Source organism: Streptomyces sp. NPDC037083, assembly GCF_055606485.1.
Map to the genome: position 1 here is coordinate 160,345 of NZ_JBVJSQ010000003.1, position 18,717 is coordinate 179,061.

16 protein-coding genes are annotated in these 18,717 nt (G+C 72.9%); 11 read left to right on the forward strand and 5 right to left on the reverse strand.

Features of this window, described 5'->3' with window-relative positions; translation table 11 throughout:
• Positions 1-38 precede the first annotated feature (38 nt).
• A complete protein-coding gene (locus ACZ7DE_RS09345; RefSeq protein ID WP_470759136.1) occupies positions 39-545 on the forward strand; it encodes a hypothetical protein in 507 nt (168 codons plus the stop codon).
• A 97-nt stretch (positions 546-642) separates the two neighbouring features.
• Here the strand turns inward: ACZ7DE_RS09345 and ACZ7DE_RS09350 are convergent, their stop codons facing one another.
• From ACZ7DE_RS09350 to ACZ7DE_RS09360, 3 genes are all read right to left on the reverse strand, one after another.
• On the reverse strand, positions 643-1,176 hold the full coding sequence (locus ACZ7DE_RS09350) for a hypothetical protein (protein ID WP_470759137.1): 534 nt from the start codon (positions 1,174-1,176) through the stop codon (positions 643-645).
• A 238-nt stretch (positions 1,177-1,414) separates the two neighbouring features.
• Complete coding sequence (locus ACZ7DE_RS09355; RefSeq protein ID WP_470759138.1) at positions 1,415-2,179, reverse strand: bestrophin-like domain; 765 nt, start codon at positions 2,177-2,179, stop codon at positions 1,415-1,417.
• 21 nt (positions 2,180-2,200) lie between these two features.
• Complete coding sequence (locus ACZ7DE_RS09360) at positions 2,201-2,833, reverse strand: hypothetical protein (protein WP_470759139.1); 633 nt, start codon at positions 2,831-2,833, stop codon at positions 2,201-2,203.
• A 332-nt stretch (positions 2,834-3,165) separates the two neighbouring features.
• Between ACZ7DE_RS09360 and ACZ7DE_RS09365 the strand changes: the two genes are divergently transcribed.
• The 4 genes from ACZ7DE_RS09365 to ACZ7DE_RS09380 all read left to right on the forward strand — a co-directional run bounded on the left by ACZ7DE_RS09365 (position 3,166) and on the right by ACZ7DE_RS09380 (position 7,855).
• Positions 3,166-4,146 (forward strand): SCO0930 family lipoprotein, encoded by a 981-nt coding sequence (locus tag ACZ7DE_RS09365; protein ID WP_470759140.1) that lies wholly within the window; start codon positions 3,166-3,168, stop codon positions 4,144-4,146.
• 328 nt (positions 4,147-4,474) lie between these two features.
• Entirely contained in the window at positions 4,475-5,287 is an 813-nt protein-coding gene (locus tag ACZ7DE_RS09370) for an SAM-dependent methyltransferase (protein ID WP_470759141.1), read from the forward strand.
• Positions 5,284-7,419, forward strand: a complete 2,136-nt coding sequence (locus ACZ7DE_RS09375; protein WP_470759142.1) for a putative bifunctional diguanylate cyclase/phosphodiesterase — start codon at positions 5,284-5,286, stop codon at positions 7,417-7,419. The genes ACZ7DE_RS09370 and ACZ7DE_RS09375 overlap by 4 nt, the downstream gene beginning before the upstream one ends.
• Before the next feature lie 49 nt (positions 7,420-7,468).
• Positions 7,469-7,855, forward strand: a complete 387-nt coding sequence (locus tag ACZ7DE_RS09380; protein WP_470759143.1) for a nuclear transport factor 2 family protein — start codon at positions 7,469-7,471, stop codon at positions 7,853-7,855.
• Positions 7,856-8,088: 233 nt separating this feature from the next.
• Here ACZ7DE_RS09380 and ACZ7DE_RS09385 read toward each other — a convergent pair whose 3' ends face one another.
• Positions 8,089-8,973, reverse strand: coding sequence for a LysR family transcriptional regulator (locus ACZ7DE_RS09385; protein WP_470759144.1), 885 nt, complete (start codon positions 8,971-8,973; stop codon positions 8,089-8,091).
• A gap of 131 nt (positions 8,974-9,104) precedes the next feature.
• On the opposite strand from ACZ7DE_RS09385, the gene ACZ7DE_RS09390 reads away from it, so the two are divergent.
• The 6 genes from ACZ7DE_RS09390 (at position 9,105) to ACZ7DE_RS09415 (ending at position 16,262) form a co-directional block, all read left to right on the forward strand.
• Positions 9,105-9,776, forward strand: a complete 672-nt coding sequence (locus ACZ7DE_RS09390) for a succinate dehydrogenase (RefSeq protein WP_470760065.1) — start codon at positions 9,105-9,107, stop codon at positions 9,774-9,776.
• A gap of 1 nt (position 9,777) precedes the next feature.
• Positions 9,778-11,724: a fumarate reductase/succinate dehydrogenase flavoprotein subunit gene (locus ACZ7DE_RS09395; RefSeq protein ID WP_470759145.1), complete on the forward strand. Its 1,947-nt coding sequence runs from the start codon at positions 9,778-9,780 to the stop codon at positions 11,722-11,724.
• Positions 11,721-12,470 (forward strand): succinate dehydrogenase/fumarate reductase iron-sulfur subunit, encoded by a 750-nt coding sequence (locus ACZ7DE_RS09400; RefSeq protein WP_470759146.1) that lies wholly within the window; start codon positions 11,721-11,723, stop codon positions 12,468-12,470. The genes ACZ7DE_RS09395 and ACZ7DE_RS09400 overlap by 4 nt, the downstream gene beginning before the upstream one ends.
• A gap of 342 nt (positions 12,471-12,812) precedes the next feature.
• Complete coding sequence (locus ACZ7DE_RS09405) at positions 12,813-13,586, forward strand: GNAT family N-acetyltransferase (protein ID WP_470759147.1); 774 nt, start codon at positions 12,813-12,815, stop codon at positions 13,584-13,586.
• Complete coding sequence (locus tag ACZ7DE_RS09410) at positions 13,586-14,626, forward strand: lysophospholipid acyltransferase family protein (protein ID WP_470759148.1); 1,041 nt, start codon at positions 13,586-13,588, stop codon at positions 14,624-14,626. Before ACZ7DE_RS09405 ends, ACZ7DE_RS09410 begins: the two co-directional genes overlap by 1 nt.
• A gap of 544 nt (positions 14,627-15,170) precedes the next feature.
• Complete coding sequence (locus ACZ7DE_RS09415; protein WP_470759149.1) at positions 15,171-16,262, forward strand: NAD-dependent epimerase/dehydratase family protein; 1,092 nt, start codon at positions 15,171-15,173, stop codon at positions 16,260-16,262.
• Here the strand turns inward: ACZ7DE_RS09415 and ACZ7DE_RS09420 are convergent.
• Positions 16,223-18,598, reverse strand: coding sequence for an ATP-binding cassette domain-containing protein (locus ACZ7DE_RS09420; RefSeq protein ID WP_470759150.1), 2,376 nt, complete (start codon positions 18,596-18,598; stop codon positions 16,223-16,225). The two genes, ACZ7DE_RS09415 and ACZ7DE_RS09420, sit on opposite strands and share 40 nt — an antisense overlap.
• Positions 18,599-18,717 lie beyond the last annotated feature (119 nt).

Genomic DNA, 18,717 nt, shown 5'->3' on the forward strand with positions numbered 1-18,717 from the left:
CGGGGACGGGCCCCGGGACGCCTTCCGCGGAGGATCACATGCGTACCACTCGTGTCCTTGCGGCCTCGGCGGTGTCCGCCGCCGCGGTCGCCGCCCTCGGACTCACCGCCCCCGCCGCCGTCGCACGGGACGGCATGGGCGCCAACCCGAGCAACATCGTCGTCCTGCCCAGCGTCATCGCGCGCGGCGGCCAGATCACCGTCACCGTCGACGGCTGCCCCGCCGGCGGGACCATGACCTCGCCCGCCTTCCCGCAGGCCACCCTGACGCCGATCAACGGCGCCAACCAGACCGCCAAGGGGACGGCGACCATCAACAACAACGCCCGGCCCGGCCCGTACGACATCACCGTGAACTGCTCCGGCCGGACCCTGACCCGCCCGGCCGCCTTCAGCGTCATCGGCGGCGTCCGCGGCGGACTGGGCGGCAGCACCAGCACCGGCGCCACCCCGACCGACATGGCCATCGGCGGCGGGCTCGTCGCCGCGGCCCTCGTGGGCGGCGGTCTGTTCTGGATGCGGCGCCGCGCCGAGCGCCGCATCTGACGTCCGTCCCCCTTGAAGACCGCACGTGGCACAGGCCTTCGCCCCGGTCCCTGTCGGGATCCGGGGCGAAGGCCTGTGGGCGGCGGCGCGTGGGCCGTCAGCCGCCGTCCTCGGTGTTGCGGCGCCGTGCGAACCGGTACGCGGCGGCCATCGAGCCCGCGATGAGCGCGGCGCCCAGCCCGATCTCCTGGAGGTCGAAGCCCGCGACGCTGCCGCCCTCGCCGGCGTGCACACCGCGCGGAACGGGCGCCGGGGAGACGTCGGCCGGGTGGCCGGCGGCGATCGTCAGCTCCTTGAGGGCGCTGACCCCGCCGCAGACGAACGTCACCCGGTACGAGGCGCCCGGCCTGGCGTCCCAGTCGACCTGGGCCACCGCCGACGAGGACCCCCGTGGGATGACGACCGTGTCGAACACCCCCGACGAGACCGTCACGGAGCTTCTGCAGCCGCTGACCTCACGGTCCACCTGGAGGGCGACCTGACCGCCCCGCGCTACGGTCGAGGGCAGCAGGTGGTAGCCGTTGGACATGACGTAGTGGCCGTCGTCGTCGTTGGCGACGGCGGCCGGTGCGGAGAAGGTCAGGGCGGTGACGCCCAGCAGTGCGGCCGAAGCGACGCGTATCGCGCGCATGGTGGATCCTCCGGTCCCCGAGGAGCAGCTGCGGACCTTTTCCGCTTTCGTGATCTGTGCACCTCGATGACCGAAACGCTAGGAACATGTGTGCGCTCCCGCGATCGCAGGCGTGCGAACGGGTCACGGGTGTGGGCCGCTCAGGGGACGCCGTTCCTGCGGCCGGGGGACGGCGGCGGCGTGGCGGCCGCCGTCCGGGGCGCGAAGGCGGGGTGAGCGGACGTCAGCCCCGAGGGCCTCAGCCCTTGACGCCGGGGAAGAGGTTGAGGAACGGTTCCGCCGACGCGGTGATGCCCCGGCTGTAGGGGGCGTCGAAGTCCCAGATGAGGAAGAGCAGGAAGGCGATGAGCGCGGAGAACAGTCCGGCCAGGACCAGTTCGCGGGCGGTGCGCCGGATCTGCAGCGCGAAGACCATGCCGATGGTGATGACGGCCCCGGCCAGCAGCCCGAACCACACCACGCCGGGCATGGTCGCCCCGGTCGACTCGGCGCGGGCGTTGCGCGCCTGGTCGGCCGCGGCCATCTGGTCGAGCAGCGGCTGATAGGCCTGCGCCTGGAAGTCGGAGGCCGGCTGGTAGTCGGTGACGTCCACCCGGACCCGCCGGAGCAGCTCGCCGCCGCGCTCGGTGACCTCGCCGTCGTCGGCCATCCTCTGCCACTCGGTGGTGACGACGTGTCCGACATAGGCGTTGACGTCCGCCCGAATGCGGTCACGGACGTCGGCCGGGTAGACCCGCACCCGCTCCGAGATCTCGTGCAGCGCCTGGGCCTCCGCCTGGACGTGGTCCTGGGCGACGCTGCGCGCCTCCCAGACGCCCGCGATGGCCAGGCCCAGGACGATGGCGTACACCACGCCGATCCACATCGTCATGTACTCGATGACGTCAGGGGTCTCGGAGGGGTCCTCGTCCTCGGGTGCCCTGCGGTGCCGTACGAGGGTGACGACGACCACCACCGCGCCGGCGGCGAGCATCGCGAGGGTGAGAACAAGCCATTCCGGCAAGAGATGCCTCCTGGATCGGCGTTAGCGGGGTCGCAGCGCGGCGACGGCGATCACCGCGGGCACGGTGATGAGCAGGACGTAGGTGACGGGCGACTGGCCGCCGCGGGCGGGACGCCGACGCGGCGTGGAGTGGTACGCGGGATAGCTCACGGGGCTCGCTGAGGGGCGCGGCGGCGTCGGCTTCGGCGTCGGCTTCGGTGGCGGCGTCGGGTCGGGCACGGGGGTGGGGGCGACGACCGGGCGTGGGGGCGGCGGTGCGGGCCGGGGCGGCGCGGGGGCCGGGGGCGGCTTCGGGCGCGGCTTCGGCGCCTGCGGCCAGGGCTCGGGTGGCGGCGTCGGCTCTGGCGGCGGGCTCGGGGCCGGGGACGGCTCCGGGGGCGGCGGCGTGGGGGAGGGCGTCGGCTTGGGCGGCGGTTTCGGCTGGGGCGGCTCGGGCGGCGGGGTGGGCGTGGGCTTCCGGCACCCCGGGGGCGCGGGCCAGGAGTGGCTGCCGGCGACCGCCACCGCCTCGGTGCCGTCCGGGCCCGTCGAGGCGTACGCGCACGCGTCGGCCGTGGCCACCCCGGCCGGCGCGGCCGTGAGGATCCAGGCCACGGTCACCAGGGCCAACGCCCTGGTGAGGAGGGCGGATCGGGTCGGTTCGGGTCCATGCACGACGGAGATCATGAGGCTTCGGCCGTCCCTGCGTGCCCACGCCCGGCGGGGATTGCCCCGAACGGGGGAAGTTCGCCTCCGCCGGTTTGCCGGGCGGTGCGTGCGTGCATCCGGCCTGCCGTGCGCATGTGCGACCGGCGCCGCCCTTCGTGAGCGGCGCGGGCGACGGCCGCGGGGCCGTCGGAGCAGCCCGTGGCCGTCCGCGTCACAGGTCGCGGAAAGAATTTTGTGCCGTGTTTGAACGCAACCACTGCCCCCGTGCGTACTCAGGGCCGTGCGGCGGCGCAGCAGGGCGCTGCAACACCCTTGTGACGATCGGGGAGTTGTTGACGATGAAGACCACCTGGCGGAGCGCCTCACTCGCGGCGGGCACGGTGGCCGTGCTGGCGCTGACGACGGCGTGCGGATCGGAAAGCGGCACGTCGGCGTCCAGCCAGAACGTCGGAGCCACGGCTCCGGCCGGTGGCATCGCGGGCGTCGGCAGCGGTTACGGCGGTGTGGGCGCCAGTGCGAGCGCCAGCGCCCCCGGCGGCGTCGGCGCGGGCACCGGAACCGGAGCGCAGTCGGCGGGCGCCGGCGAACTGGCCGTCTCCGCGAACGGCGAGCTCGGCAAGATCCTCACGGACAGCGCCGGCAAGACCCTCTACCGCTTCGACGCGGACACCGCCGAACCCCCCAAGTCGAACTGCGAGGGCGACTGCGCGACCACCTGGCCGCCGGTGTCGGCCGACGACGTCAGCGCCGGCGACGGCATCGACAAGTCGCTGCTCGGCGAGATCACCCGTCCCGACGGCTCCAAGCAGCTCACCGTGGGCGGCTGGCCCGCCTACTACTACGCGAAGGACGCCAACGCCGGCGACACCAGTGGCCAGGGCGTGGGCAACAAGTGGTTCGCACTGACCCCCGAGGGCAAGAAGGCCAAGGCGGGCGGCGAGTCCGCCGCCCTCGCGGGGCTCTCGGTCCGCAAGGACCCCAACCTCGGCGAGATCGTCGTCGACAAGAACGGCATGACGGTCTACCGCTTCCTCAAGGACAAGGCGTGGCCCAAGCCGGTGTCGAACTGCAACGGCGCCTGCCTGGAGAAGTGGCCGGCCGTCGCGCCGGTCGAGGCGAACGACACCGAGGGCGTGCAGAAGAAGGGCCTGATGAGCTTCACCCGGGGTGACGGCGTCAAGCAGCAGACGGTCAACTGCTCGCCGATCTACACCTTCTCCGGTGACAAGGCCCCCGGTGACATCAACGGCCAGGGTGTGGGCGGCACGTGGTACGCCGTCGCGCCCGACGGAAAGCTGGTCGGAGCGCCGGCGCAGTAGAGATCACCTCCCCAGGGCCGATCCCCGGACTGCCCCATCGCGCACGACCACTGGTCCGCCCCCTCCGCGCCGCACGGAGGGGGCGGACCGCTGTGCTTGTCCCGTCCCCGTGTCGTGTGCGTAGACTTTCGCCGCCCTGAGGGCCGCTTCGGAGACTCTCCGCAGCGCCTCGGGCACTTTTCGTAGCCCGTCGGGGGGTCGTCGATTCGGCACGTGCCGCAGGCAGTGACCGGGAACGGACGGTCAATTTCCGTTTCTGCTCGCCCGTTTGGCGGGCGATCAGTAGCCTCAGCTCGAACACCGGATCGCCTACGCCTTGGAGAGATAGATGGAGCGTCCCGCCTGGGCCCCTCGGAGCATCGACATCTCGGTGCCCAGCGTCTCGCGGATCTACGACTACTACCTGGGCGGATCGCACAACTTCGAGGTGGACCGGGAAGCGGCCCGCAAGGCCATGGAGTTCATGCCGGGACTTCCGAAGATCAGCCAGGCGAACCGGGCGTTCATGCGCCGCGCCGTGCGCCACGCGGTCGCGGAGGGCGTCACCCAGTTCCTCGACATCGGCTCCGGCATCCCCACCTTCGGCAGCGCGCACGAGGTCGCCCGGGCGGTCAGCCCTGATGCGCGCGTGGTCTACGTCGACCACGACCCGGTGGCCGTCGCGCACAGCCAGGCGGTGCTGGCGGACGACCCCGGCGCCGACGTCGTGGCCGCCGATCTGCGCAAGCCGCGCGAGATCCTCGGCAGCGTGCAGGTCGAACAACTCATCGACCTGCGGCGGCCGGTGGCGCTGCTGCTGGTCGCCGTCCTCCACTTCGTGGAGGACGCGGACGACCCGTACGCGGCGGTGGCCGAGCTGGGCGCGGCGCTCGCACCCGGCAGCCTGCTGGTGCTCACGCATGCCTCGTACGAGGGAATCCCGCTGCCGCCGGAGCGGGCCGAGCGCGCGGTGGACGTGTACAAGGACATTCGCAATCCGCTGATCATGCGCTCACGTGACGAGATCGGGCGGTTCTTCGAGGGGTACGACATGGTGGAACCGGGACTGGTGCCGATGCCGCACTGGCGGCCGGACACGGCGCCGGAGGACGAGGATCCCTGGGCCTTCTCCGGTTTCGCGGGCGTGGGGCGCAAGGCGTGAGCGCGGAACCGGACGGGCCGGAGGACAGACTGCGGCGGTTCGCGACGATCTGGAGCCGGGCCGTGTTCCCGGTGACCTCGACGTCGTTGACCCGGCCCGAACTCGAGGAACAACTGCTGCCGCTGGCACGGCGGTTGTGCGAGGCCCTGCTGGAGCGGGGCTTCGACGCCGAGGCAGGCAGGCAGGTCGGCGCCGCCCTCGTCGACGCGCACTGCACGGACCCCGACGCGCTCAGCCGGTCCCTCGACTGCGTCGACGCCTACCTGGTGCTGTACTGCGGCGAGGACGGTCCCCAGGAGGACTTGCGCACCCGCGCCTCACGGCTGCAGCACGCCATGGCCGCCGGCTACGCACAGGCCCTGCGCGAGCGCACACTCGCCGAGCAGGAGGCCATCGCCCAGGCCGCGTTGCGGGCCCAGGGCGTCGTCGCGCAGGCCCTGCACGCGAGCGAGGCGCGCTTCCGCGCCGTGTTCGAGGGCGCCGCCATAGGCATCGCCATCGCCGACCTGGACGGCAACGTCCTTCAGGTCAACGGGGCGTTGCTGCGCATGTTCGGCGGCTCCGAGCAGAGCCTGCGAGGTCGCAGGGTCCAGGACCTGACCCACCCCGAGGACGCTCCCCAGATCTGGAAGCTCTACGACGAACTCGTCCGCGGCGAACGCGAGCACTACCACACGGAGAAGGCGTTCAGCCGCCCCGACGGAACGGTCCTGTGGACCAACCTGACGGTCTCCCTGCTGCGGGACGCCGACGGCGACCCGCAGTACCAGCTCGCCCTGATGGAGGACACCACCGAGCGCCGGCTGCTCAACCTCCGGCTCCGCTACGAGGCCACCCACGACGCGCTCACCGGCCTGCCCAACCGCACGCTGTTCTTCGAACGCCTGGAGAAGGTGCTGGGCGCGGGCGAGGGCAAGCGGTTCGGGCTGTGCTACCTCGACCTGGACGGCTTCAAGACCATCAACGACAGCCTCGGTCACGCGGCCGGCGACCGGCTGCTCGTCGAGGTCGCCGACCGGCTGCAGTCCTGCGCGACCGCGCCCGGCGAGATGGTCGCGCGCCTCGGCGGTGACGAGTTCGTGGCGCTGACCACCGGCAGCGACACCCGTCACGAGGTCGACGAACTCGCCGCCCGCATCATGAACGCCCTGGTCGCGCCGGTGAGCATCGACGGCCGGGAGCTGACCGTGCGCGGCAGCATCGGCATCGTCGAGGGCCCGGCGGGGGAGCGCAGCGCGGCGGAGGTGCTGCGCAGCGCAGACATCACCATGTACCGGGCCAAGTCGGCGGGCGGCAACCGCTTCGAGGTCGCCGACCCGGAGGCGGACGCCCGCGCCATCACCCGGCACGGGCTGACCACCGCGCTCCCGGCCGCGCTCGAACGCGGTGAGTTCTTCATCGAGTACCAGCCGCTCGTCCATCTCGGCGACGGCAGCGTGCGCGGCGCCGAGGCCCTGGTGCGCTGGCTGCACCCGCAGCACGGCGTGCTCGGCCCCGACCGGTTCATCCCGCTCGCCGAGCACACGGGCCTGATCGTGCCGCTGGGCCGCTGGGTCCTGGAGGAGTCGGTCCGCCAGGCCGGCGAGTGGCGTGAACGCACCGGCGACACCGACCCCCTGCGCATCAACGTCAACCTCTCCCCGTGCCAGCTGACCCATCCCGGCCTGGTGCAGGACACCGTCGACATCCTGGAACGTGCGGGTGTCCGGCCGGAGGCCCTGTGCCTGGAGGTGACGGAGTCGGCGCTGATCGGCGCCGACGACGACCTGCTCAAGCCGCTGCGCCGGCTCGCCGAGATGGGCGTCGACATCGCCCTGGACGACTTCGGGACCGGCTACTCCAACCTGGCCAACCTGCGCCGCCTCCCGGTGAGCGTGCTCAAGCTGGACCGCTCCTTCACCCAGGGCATGCAGCAGTTCCCGGCGGACCCCGTCGACCTCAAGATCGTCGAGGGGATCGTTTCGCTCGCCCACAGCCTGGACCTCGCGGTCACGGTGGAGGGTGTGGAGACCGGCGCCCAGGCCGAGCAGCTGCGCATACTGGGCTGCGACACGGCCCAGGGCTGGTACTACGCCCGCCCCGGCCCGCCGGACCGGCTCCACGAACTGGCGCTGGTGGACGCGACGGGGTGATCGGAGGGCTCGTTGCGGGGGCGCGTGGGTCACCCACGAAGATGGGCGGGTGACCCACGAGAACGACGACGTGAACGAGGCGATCGCCGGCGAGCTGGCCCTGATGGACCCCGCCGTGCGTGTCGCACGCCCCCTCTTCGAGCGGCTGCTCGACCCCGAGTTCGTGGAGGTCGGCGCCTCGGGCCGGCGCTACACGTACGAGGACATGCTGTCCTGGCTGCCCGACCACCCGGGCGGCGGGCAGGACGCACCCCGCCGGGAGCCGCCGGCGATCGAGGCCGTCCGCCTCGCCCCCGGCCTGATCCACCTCACCTACGAGACCGACTTCGGCGGCCGGCACGTCCGCCGCAGCTCCATCTGGCGCCGAGGCGACGATCAGGCGGGCTGGCGCATGTACTACCACCAGGGCACCCCCGTCCCGCCGGCCCTGCCCTGATCGCCCCGAAGCGACGAGGAGCGGGGAACGCCCCCGGCCTTCGCGGCGGAGGGGGCCTGCGCGCCAGGCCACGACGAAACGGCGCCACCCCGCCGTCGCGGGAGGAGCCTGCCCGCCCGGCCACTGGGTCGGCGCGGCCCCGGCCGTCGCGGGGAGCGCCTGCGCGCCCGGCCACGACGGTGGCGTGGCCCCTGGTGCTGCCGATCGCCGCGGCCCGGCCCGGCGCGGCCTCCTCACCGCTCCAGCAGCATCCGCTGGAGCTCCCTCGCCGCCCGCGGCGGCGCCACGTCACTGCGGTGCGCCAGCGCGATCACCCGGTACAACCCCGGCCGGGCCAGCGGAGTGACCCGCAGCCCCCGACCCGAGCGCGCGGCCACCATCCTCGGGACGACGGCCACCCCGAGGCCGGCCCGCACGAACCCGAGCACCGCGTCCATCTCCCCGCCCTCGACCGCGAAGTCGGGCTCGAAGCCCTCGGCCCGGCACGCGGCCACGGTGAGTTCCCGCAGGTCGTAGCCGTGGCGGAACATCACCAGCCGCTCGCGCTCCAGGTCGGCGATCCGGACGGTCCGCCGGCCGTCTCCCGGCCTGGACGCCTCCGGCGACGACACCACGACCAGGTCCTCGCGCAGCAGTTCCACCGTCGTCAGCGCCGGGGAGGGCGTCGGCAGCGGGAGGACGACCAGGGCCAGGTCCAGGGCGCCGCGGGCCAGCTCCCGGACGAGGTCGTGCGAACCGCCCTCCTCGATCAGCAACCGGATGCCCGGGTAGCGGTCGTGGAAGGCGCGCAGCACGTCGGGCAGCAGCCCCGTGCACAGACTGGGCGTCGCCCCCAGCCGCACCCGCCCGCTGCGCAGCTGCACCAGCTCCTGCACCTCGTAGCGGGCGGTCTCGGTGTCCGCGAGGATCCGCCGCGCCAGCGGCAGCAGCGCCTCGCCCGCGTCGGTGAGGGTGATGTTGCCGCGCGCCCGCAGGAACAGGTCCGCCCCCAACTCCCGCTCCAGCGCCTTGATCTGCTGTGACAGGGACGGCTGCGCGACGTGCACGACTTCGGCGGCCCGGGTGAAGTGCCGGGTCTCGGCGACCGCCACGAAGTACTGGAGCTGCTGGAACTGCATGCCGCCAGCGTACGCCGACGATAGCCATGTCCTATGGAATCGAGGTGCACCATGTCTTGGACCGATGTGGCGAGCCGCCCGTAGCGTCTGCAGACATGGCTCTGGCAACGCGGACGGACCGACGGCCGTCCATGGCGCGCACCGTGTGGGACTCCTCCGTCGGCAAGAAGACAGTGATGGCCGTCAGCGGACTGATCATGCTGCTGTACCTGGTCGTCCACATGATCGGCAATCTGAAGATCTTCTTCGGGCCGGGCGAGTTCAACCACTACGCGCACTGGCTGCGCACGGTCGGCGAGCCGTTCATGCACTACGAGTGGACGCTGTGGCTGGTCCGGGTCGTGCTGGTCGTCGCGGTCGTCGCGCACGCCGTCTCCGCCTACCAGCTCAGCCGCCGTGACATCAAGGCGCGCCCCAGCAAGTACGTGCACAAGAAGCCCCGGGCGAGCTACGCGACGCGCACCATGCGCTGGGGCGGGATCATCCTGGCCCTGTTCATCGTCTGGCACCTCCTCGACCTGACGACCGGCACCGTGCACAGCGGCGGCTTCCAGGAGGGCCACCCCTACCAGAACGTCGTCGACACCTTCTCCACCTGGTACGGCGACGTCGTCTACATCGTCGCGATGCTCGCCCTCGGCCTGCACGTGCGGCACGGCTTCTGGAGCGCCGCCCAGACCCTAGGCGCCGGCAGCCGCACCCGCGACCGCGCCCTGAAGACCGCGGCCGACGTCCTCGCGCTGCTGCTCACGGCCGGCTTCGTCGCCGTTCCCGTGGGCGTCATGACCGGAGTGGTGAGCTGACATGACCTACACCGAATACGTTGTCGGCGAACCCCTCGTCGACACCAAGGCGCCGTCCGGCCCCGTCGGCGAGCGCTGGGACAAGCGCCGCTTCGAGGCCAGGCTGGTCAACCCGGCCAACCGGCGCAAGCACACCGTCATCGTGGTCGGCACGGGCTTGGCCGGCGGCTCCGCCGGCGCCACCCTGGCCGAACAGGGCTACCACGTCGTCCAGTTCTGCTACCAGGACTCCCCGCGGCGCGCCCACTCGATCGCGGCGCAGGGCGGCATCAACGCTGCCAAGAACTACCGCAACGACGGCGACTCCGTCCACCGCCTGTTCTACGACACCGTCAAGGGCGGCGACTTCCGGGCGCGCGAGTCCAACGTCCACCGGCTCGCACAGATCTCGGTCGAGATCATCGACCAGTGCGTGGCGCAGGGGGTGCCCTTCGCGCGGGAGTACGGCGGTCTGCTCGACACGCGTTCCTTCGGCGGCGTGCAGGTGTCCCGTACGTTCTACGCCCGCGGCCAGACGGGCCAGCAACTGCTCCTCGGCGCCTACCAGGCCCTCAGCCGGCAGATCGCCGCGGGCAACGTCGAGTTGCACCCGCGCACGGAGATGCTCGACCTGATCGTCGTCGACGGGCGTGCGCGCGGGATCGTGGCCCGTGACCTGATCACGGGGAAGATCGACACGTACTTCGCGGACGCCGTCGTCCTCGCCAGCGGCGGCTACGGAAACGTCTTCTACCTGTCGACCAACGCGATGAACTCCAACGCCACCGCGATCTGGCGGGCGCACCGGCGAGGCGCCCACTTCGCCAACCCCTGTTTCACGCAGATCCACCCCACCTGCATCCCGCGCACCGGCGACCACCAGTCGAAGCTGACGCTGATGAGCGAGTCGCTGCGCAACGACGGCCGGATCTGGGTGCCCAGGGCCAAGGGCGACACCCGTCCCGCGCACACGATCCCGGAGGACGAGCGCGACTACTACCTGGAGCGCATCTATCCCTCCTTCGGCAACCTCGTCCCGCGCGACATCGCCTCCCGCGCCGCGAAGAACGTGTGCGACGAGGGCAGGGGCGTCGGACCCGGCGGGCAGGGCGTCTACCTGGACTTCGCCGACGCCATCGCGCGTATGGGCCGCAAGGCGGTGGAAGCCAGGTACGGCAACCTCTTCGACATGTACCAACGGATCACCGACGAGGATCCGTACCAGGTCCCGATGCGGATCTACCCGGCCGTGCACTACACGATGGGCGGGCTGTGGGTCGACTACGACCTGCAGACCACCGTCCCGGGCCTGTTCGCGATCGGCGAGGCGAACTTCTCCGACCACGGGGCGAACCGGCTCGGCGCCTCCGCGCTGATGCAGGGCCTGGCCGACGGCTACTTCGTCCTCCCGGCCACCATCAACGACTACCTCGCCCGCAACCCGGGACGCGGCGCCGTGGACGAAGGGCACCCCGTCGTGCAGGAGGTGCTGGCCGAGACGCAGGACCGGCTCAACCTGCTCCTGTCCGTCGACGGCGACCGCACCCCCGACTCCTTCCACCGCGAAGTGGGCGAACTGATGTGGGAGTTCTGCGGGATGGCCCGCACGGACTCCGGTCTGCGCAAGGCGCTGGAGCGCATCCCGCAGATCCGCGAGGAGTTCTGGCGGCGCATCAAGGTGCCCGGCACCGGCGAGGAGTTCAACCAGTCCCTGGAGAAGGCCAACCGGATCGTCGACTACCTGGAGCTCGCCGAGCTGATGTGCCTCGACGCGCTGCACCGCGCCGAGTCCTGCGGCGGCCACTTCCGCGAGGAGTCCCAGACCCCCGACGGCGAGGCGGCCCGCCGGGACGAGGAGTTCTCCTACGCGGCCGCCTGGGAGTTCACGGGAACCGGCCGGGCCCCGACCCTGCACAAGGAAGACCTCGTCTTCGAGTACGTCCACCCCACCCAGCGGAGCTACGCATGAAGCTCACCCTGCGCGTCTGGCGGCAGCGCGCCGCCGACGCCGACGGCGCCATGTCCACGTACGAGGTCGACGGCATCTCGCCCGACATGTCCTTCCTGGAGATGCTCGACACCCTCAACGAGGAACTCATCCTGCGCGGAGAGGACCCGGTCGCCTTCGACCACGACTGCCGTGAGGGCATCTGCGGCGCGTGCTCGCTCGTGATCAACGGCGACGCGCACGGCCCCGAGCGCACCACCACCTGCCAGCTGCACATGCGGTCCTTCGAGGACGGCGACACCATCGACGTCGAGCCGTGGCGGGCGGCCGCCTTCCCGGTGATCAAGGACCTGGTCGTGGACCGGTCGGCGTTCGACCGGATCATCCAGGCCGGCGGCTACATCACCGCCCCCACCGGAGCCGCTCCGGAGGCCCACGCGACGCCGGTGCCCAAGCCCGACGCCGACTTCGCCTTCGAGCACGCCGAGTGCATCGGATGCGGGGCCTGCGTGGCCGCCTGTCCGAACGGCGCGGCGATGCTGTTCACCTCCGCCAAGGTGAACCATCTCAACGTGCTGCCGCAGGGCGCGCCCGAGCGGGAGACCCGGGTGCTGGACATGGTGGCGCAGATGGACGAGGAGGGGTTCGGCGGCTGCACCCTCGCGGGGGAGTGCGCGACGGCCTGCCCGAAGGGCATCCCGCTGGTGTCCATCACGGGCATGAACCGGGAGTGGCTGCGGGCCACGCGCAAGGCGGCCAAGCGGTAGGGCGTCGAGGCGCCGGCATCGAGACGGCCGTCGTCGAGACGGTGCCCGGCGAGGCAGCGGTGGTCGAGACGGCGGTCGTCGAGGTGGCGGTCGTCGAGGCGGCGGTCGTCGACGACGCGGAGAAGAACGTTCGCGGAACAGCGCGGACGGGCGGGACCGGGAGTGGTGCTCATCCCCGGTCCCGTCTGGTTCCCGGGCCCGGACGGAGCGCCTGCCATTCAGCAGCCGCACATCCACGGGTCCCGCGGCGGTCACGCCGAGGCCAGCCGGCCGCGGAAGAAAGCAGGTGCAGTCCCCCGTGCACCGTCCCCATGCTTCTTCCGCCCGGCGCAGGAGACCTCCATGACCGCCATGCCCCTCTCGCCCCCCGCCCTCGCCGTCCCGCCCGGCGGCTCCGGCTACCTCGTGTCGCTCGCGCGCACCGAGGACGACGTCCGCGCCGCGCAGCGGCTGCGCCACCAGGTGTTCGCCGGGGAGATGGGCGCCCGCCTCGACGGCCCGGAACCGGGCCTGGACACGGACGCCTTCGACGCCTACTGCGACCACCTGCTCATCCGCGACAACGCCACCGGCGAGGTCGTCGGCACCTACCGGCTGCTGCCGCCGGAGCGGGCCGCGGTCGCCGGACGGCTCTACTCCGACGGCGAGTTCGACCTCGGCCCGCTCGACGCTATCCGGCCCGGCCTGGTCGAGGTCGGCCGTTCGTGCGTGCACCCCGCCCACCGCGACGGCGCCGTCATCGGCCTGATCTGGGCCGGCATAGCCCGCTACATGACCGACCGCGGCCACGAGTGGCTGGCCGGCTGCTGCTCGGTCCCGCTGGCCGACGGCGGCGCGCTGGCGGCGGCGACCTGGGACCGGGTGCGCGACAAGCACCTGGCGCCGCAGGAGTTCCGGGTACGGCCGCTGCGGCCGTGGACCCCGGACGGCGTCGGCCCGGTCGCCCGCGCCGAGCTTCCGCCTCTGCTGCGCGGCTACCTCCGCCTCGGCGCCTGGGTGTGCGGGGAGCCCGCGCACGACCCCGACTTCGGGGTCGCCGACCTCTACGTGCTGCTGTCGATGCGTCGGGTCAACCCGCGCTACCTGCGGCACTTCCTCTCCCTCGTCCCGGCCTGATGAGCGTCTGGCTGCCCGGCGCGCCCTGCACCCCGCGGGCGTGCGTAACGGCGACGGCGTCCCTCGCGGTGCTGCCGCGCGCCGTGCTGCGGCTCGCGACGGTGGTCGTGCTCGTCCTCCTCGGGGTCGCGCTGTCGCCGCTGGGCGGATGGATACCCGCCCGCGCGGTGCGATGGTGGAGCCGGGCCGTCGTGCGGGGGGCCGGGGTCCGGCTGCGGATGACCGGTGCGACCGCGCCCACCGCCACCGGCCTGCTCCTGGTCGCGAACCACATCTCCTGGCTGGACATCCCGCTGCTGGCGGCCGTGCGACCGGCGCGGATGCTCGCCAAGGCGGAGATCCGGCGGTGGCCGGTGGCGGGTGCGCTCGCCGCGCGCGGCGGTGTGCTGTTCATCGACCGCGACCGGCTGCGCGCCCTGCCCGCCACGGTCGCCCGGATCGCCGGCGTACTGCGCGCCGGGCGGGCGGTCGCGGTGTTCCCGGAGGGCAGCACATGGTGCGGCCGCGCCCAGGGGCACTTCCGGCGGGCGGTGTTCCAGGCGGCGCTGGACGCGCGGGCGCCGGTCCAGCCCGTGCGCATCGCCTACCGGGACCGCGGGGGAGCGGCCAGCACCGTCCCCGCGTTCGTCGGCGACGACCCGCTGCTCGCCTCGGTGTGGCGGGTGGTGTGCGCGCGGGGCCTGGTGGCCGAGGTCGAGGTGCTGCCCGTGCTCGCGCCCGGCGGCCTCCCCGACCGCAAGGGGCTCGCGGCGGCCGCAGGGGCCCGGGTGCTGGGCGTTGCGCACGAGCAGCACGTCCCGGCCCCGGTCGTCCCGCCCGGTGGTGTGCCCGGCCGGGCGGCCCACCCCCTCGACACGGGCCACGGGCACCCGCCGCGCCGCAGACCCGCGGCCGACCGCGACACGCTCCGGGGCGTCGAGGAGCCGGCCCCTCTCCCGGCCGAACGCCGAGAGCCGGTCCAGGTCCACGTCCCGGTCCAGGCGCCGGTACCCGTTGCGGCGGCGGGACCCGCGAGCGGGCGCGAACAGGAACTCCGGTAGGAGACCGGGGCGGGGGCCCGTCCGAGCGGAGTCCGGGACGTGTCCGGGCCCCGGGGGCCGGTGACCGGGTGCCCGAGGGCTCTCCCGGGCGTTCTGCGCGAGCGGGAGCTCCGGCGGGGAGACCGGGGCGGGGCCGCCTCCGGGCCGTGTCCCGCCGGGGGACGGTGGCCGATGCCCCTGCGCTCTCCCGGGCGTTCTGCGTGAACGGGGCCTCCGGCGGGAGACCGGGACGGGGGCCGATTCGGGGCCGTGTCCGGGCGGGGGCCGGTGGCCGGGTGCCGGGGCGCGTCCCGGACGTTCTGCGTGAACGGGTCCTCCGGCGGGAGACCGGGACGGGGGCCGCGTCCGGGCCGCCTCCCGGCCGGGGGCCGGTGGTCGGGTGCGTCGGGGCTCGTTCCGGGTCCGTGCCTGGCCGGCCGGTGGATGCGGTCGGCGTGTGCGTCGAGCGACTGGCCCGCCGTCCTGAACTTCTCCCGGCGTAAGGGGGGTTGCCGGTCGGTCGTGGTGGGATCATGACGCAGCCCGACTTCTGAGGGGAGCGCACGTGAGCACAAGCCCCGCCGGCCGAACGGTTCTCGTGACGGGAGGCAGCGGCTTCGTGGCCGCCCATCTCGTGCGGCAGCTCCTGGAACGCGGCTACCGCGTGCGCACCACCGTGCGCGCCACGGCGAACACGGTGAAGCTCCGGCCCCTGCGCGCCCTCCAGGACGCCCATCCCGGCCGCCTCGACGTGTTCGAGGCGGATCTGCTCGCCGACGGCTCCTTCGACGAGGCGACCAAGGGCTGCGCGGTGGTCTTCCACGTGGCCTCCCCGTTCCTGATGCCGGAGAAGATCAGGGACGGCCGGCGCGACATGGTGGAACCGGCCCTGCGGGGCACGCGCAACGTGGTGGCGGCCGTGAACCGCACGGAGACGGTCGAGCGCCTCGTCCTCACGTCCACGGTGGGCGCGATCTTCGGCGACTACGCCGACGTCCGCGAGATGGACGGGCAGACCCTGTCGGAGAAGTACTTCAACACCACCAGCACGGTGGAGAACAACCCTTACCACTACGCCAAGACCGTCGCCGAGAAGGCGGCCTGGGAGGCCGAGGCGGCACAGGACCGCTGGCGCATGGTCTCCGTGAACCCCGGGCTGATCCTGGGCCCCTCGCTCACCCCCGCCTCGGACTCGGGCAGCCTCTTCCTCCTCGACGAGCTGTTCAGGGGCTACTTCTTCTACGGCGCGCCCGACTTCAGCTTCACCACGGCCGACGTACGCGACGTGGCGGCGGCCCACATGGCGGCGGCGGAACGCCCCGAGGCGCACGGCCGCTACATCGTCGCGGCGCAGGAGATGACCTCCTTCCACCAGATGGCGACGGTTCTGCGCAAGCACCACCCCGGGAACCGGCGTCTGCCCCGAACCGCCCTCCCGCACTGGCCGGTGCGCGTCCTCGGCCCCGCCTTCGGCCTCTCCCAGGCCTACATCCGCAACCATCTGGGCATCCGCTTCCGGGTCGACAACCGCAGAAGCACCGAGGAACTGGGCCTTGTCTACCGCCCGATCGAGGAGACGCTGGTGGACCACTACCGGTCCTGGCGGGAACAACGCGGTCAGGCGCGGCGCCCGGCCGCGAGCGCCCGGGCCAGGTAGGGCGCGGTCGCGCTCCCCCGCGCCCGGGCCGCCGCGTCCGGCGTTCCCGTCACCACGACGCGTCCGCCCGCGTCGCCCCCGCCCGGCCCGAGGTCGATCACCCAGTCCGCGCCCGCCACCACGGACATGTCGTGCTCGACGACGACCACCGTGTTCCCGGCGTCCACCAGGCCGTGGAGCCGGCTCATGAGGACCTCGACGTCGGCCGGGTGCAGTCCGGTCGTCGGTTCGTCCAGAAGATAGAGGGTGTGGCCGCGGCGGCCGCGCTGCAACTCGGACGCCAGCTTGATGCGCTGGGCCTCACCGCCGGAGAGCTCCGTCGCGGGCTGGCCGAGGCGCAGATAGCCGAGGCCCACGTCGAGCAGGGCGGCCAGGCTGCGGGAGACGGCCGGGGTGTCGGCGAAGAAGTCCGCCGCCGACTCCACCGTCAGGTCCAGCACCTGGGCGATGTTCCGCTCCCGGTAGGTCACTTCGAGGGTCGGCGGGTTGTAGCGCGCCCCGCCGCAGTCCGGGCACGGCGCGTACGTGCTGGGCAGGAAGAGGAGCTCGACGCTGACGAAGCCCTCGCCCTGGCAGGTCTCGCAGCGCCCTCCCGCCACGTTGAAGGAGAAGCGGCCCGCGCCGTAGCCCCTGGCCCGCGCCGCGTCCGTGGCCGCGAAGACCTTGCGGACCACGTCGAACAGGCCCGTATAGGTCGCCAGGTTGGAGCGCGGGGTGCGTCCGATCGGCTTCTGGTCGACCGAGACCAGCCGGTCCACGCCGGGCAGCTCGTCGGTGATCTCCCCGACGAGCGTCGACTTCCCCGAGCCCGAGACGCCCGTCACCGCCGTGAACACGCCCAGGGGGACGCGGGCCGTCAACCCGCGCAGGTTGTGCCGGGTCACCGGACCGACCTCCAACCACGCCTGCGGCGACCGTACTTCGCGTACCGGCGCCGCGGAGCGGTGGAAGAGGTGGTGGGCCGTCGCCGACTCCGCGACCGACGCCAGGTCCGCCACCGGACCGCTGTGCAGCACCCGCCCGCCGTGCACGCCGGCCCGAGGGCCCACGTCCACCAGCCAGTCGGCGGCGCGCATCACGTCCAGTTGGTGCTCCACCACGAACACCGAGTTGCCCGCAGCCTTCAGCCGCCGCAACACCGTGAGCAGCGCCCGGGTGTCCGCCGGGTGCAGACCCGCCGACGGCTCGTCGAGCACGTACACCACCCCGAACAGCCCGGAGCGCAGCTGTGTGGCGAGCCGCAGCCGCTGCAGTTCGCCCGCCGAGAGGGTGGGGGCGGCGCGGTCCAGGGAGAGATAGCCCAGGCCGAGTTCGACGACGGGCGCGATGCGGGACTTGAGGTCCTCGGTGAGGACGCGCGCGGGCTCGGAGGTGCCGTCCAGGAGCCGGGCCAGTTCCGCCAGCGGCAGCGCGGCCAGTTCCGCGATCGTGCGGCCCGCGAAGGTCACGGTGAGGGCCTCCGGCCGCAGCCTGCCGCCTCGGCACGCCGGGCAGGGCGCGGAGGTGAGGAACCGCTCCGCCCGGGCCCGCAGGGTCGCGCTGCGGGAGTCCGCGAAGGTCTTCATCACATAGCGGTGGGCGCTCATGTACGTGCCCTGGTAGGGGCGTTGGATGCGGTCGGCCTCCCGCACCGGGTGCACCGTCACCACCGGCTGTTCGTCCGTGAACAGGATCCACTGCCGCTGTCCGGCCGGCAGTTCCCGCCACGGGACGTCGACGTCGTGGCCGAGCGCGTCGAGGATGTCCCGCAGGTTCTTGCCCTGCCAGGCGCCCGGCCAGGCGGCGATCGCGCCCTCGCGGATCGACAGCGACGGATCCGGGACCAGGGACTCCTCCGTGGCGCGGTGCACCTCGCCCAGCCCGTGGCACTCGGGGCACGCCCCGACCGCGGTGTTGGGGGAGAAGGAGTCGGAGTCGAGGCGCTCCGCGCCCGGCGGGTACTCGCCGGCCCGGGAGAAGAGCATGCGAAGCGAGTTCGACAGGTTCGTGACCGTGCCCACCGACGAACGCGAGGTGGGCGCCGAGCGGCGCTGCTGGAGGGAGACCGCCGGGGGCAGTCCGGTGATCTCGCCGACCTTCGGCGCGCCGACCTGGTGGATCAGCCGGCGCGCGTACGGCGCGACCGACTCGAAGTAGCGGCGCTGGGCCTCCGCGTAGATCGTCCCGAACGCCAGCGACGACTTCCCGGAGCCGGACACCCCCGTGAACACGGCCACGACGTCCCGCGGGACGTCGACGTCCACGCCCTTGAGATTGTGCTCGCGGGCGCCCCGGACGCAGACGTGTCCGGGGCGCCCGGACGGGCCGGGGCCCTGCGGCTCGGATGGGCTCGTCATGAGGAACTCCGTACAGGTCTTCGCAGGTCTTCGCAGGCCTTCGCCCGTCGTGCCGGGTTGTCGGACGCGGGCGACGGCGGGCGGGGCAAACCCCGCAAGCCTACGTTCGCGGGGCGGTC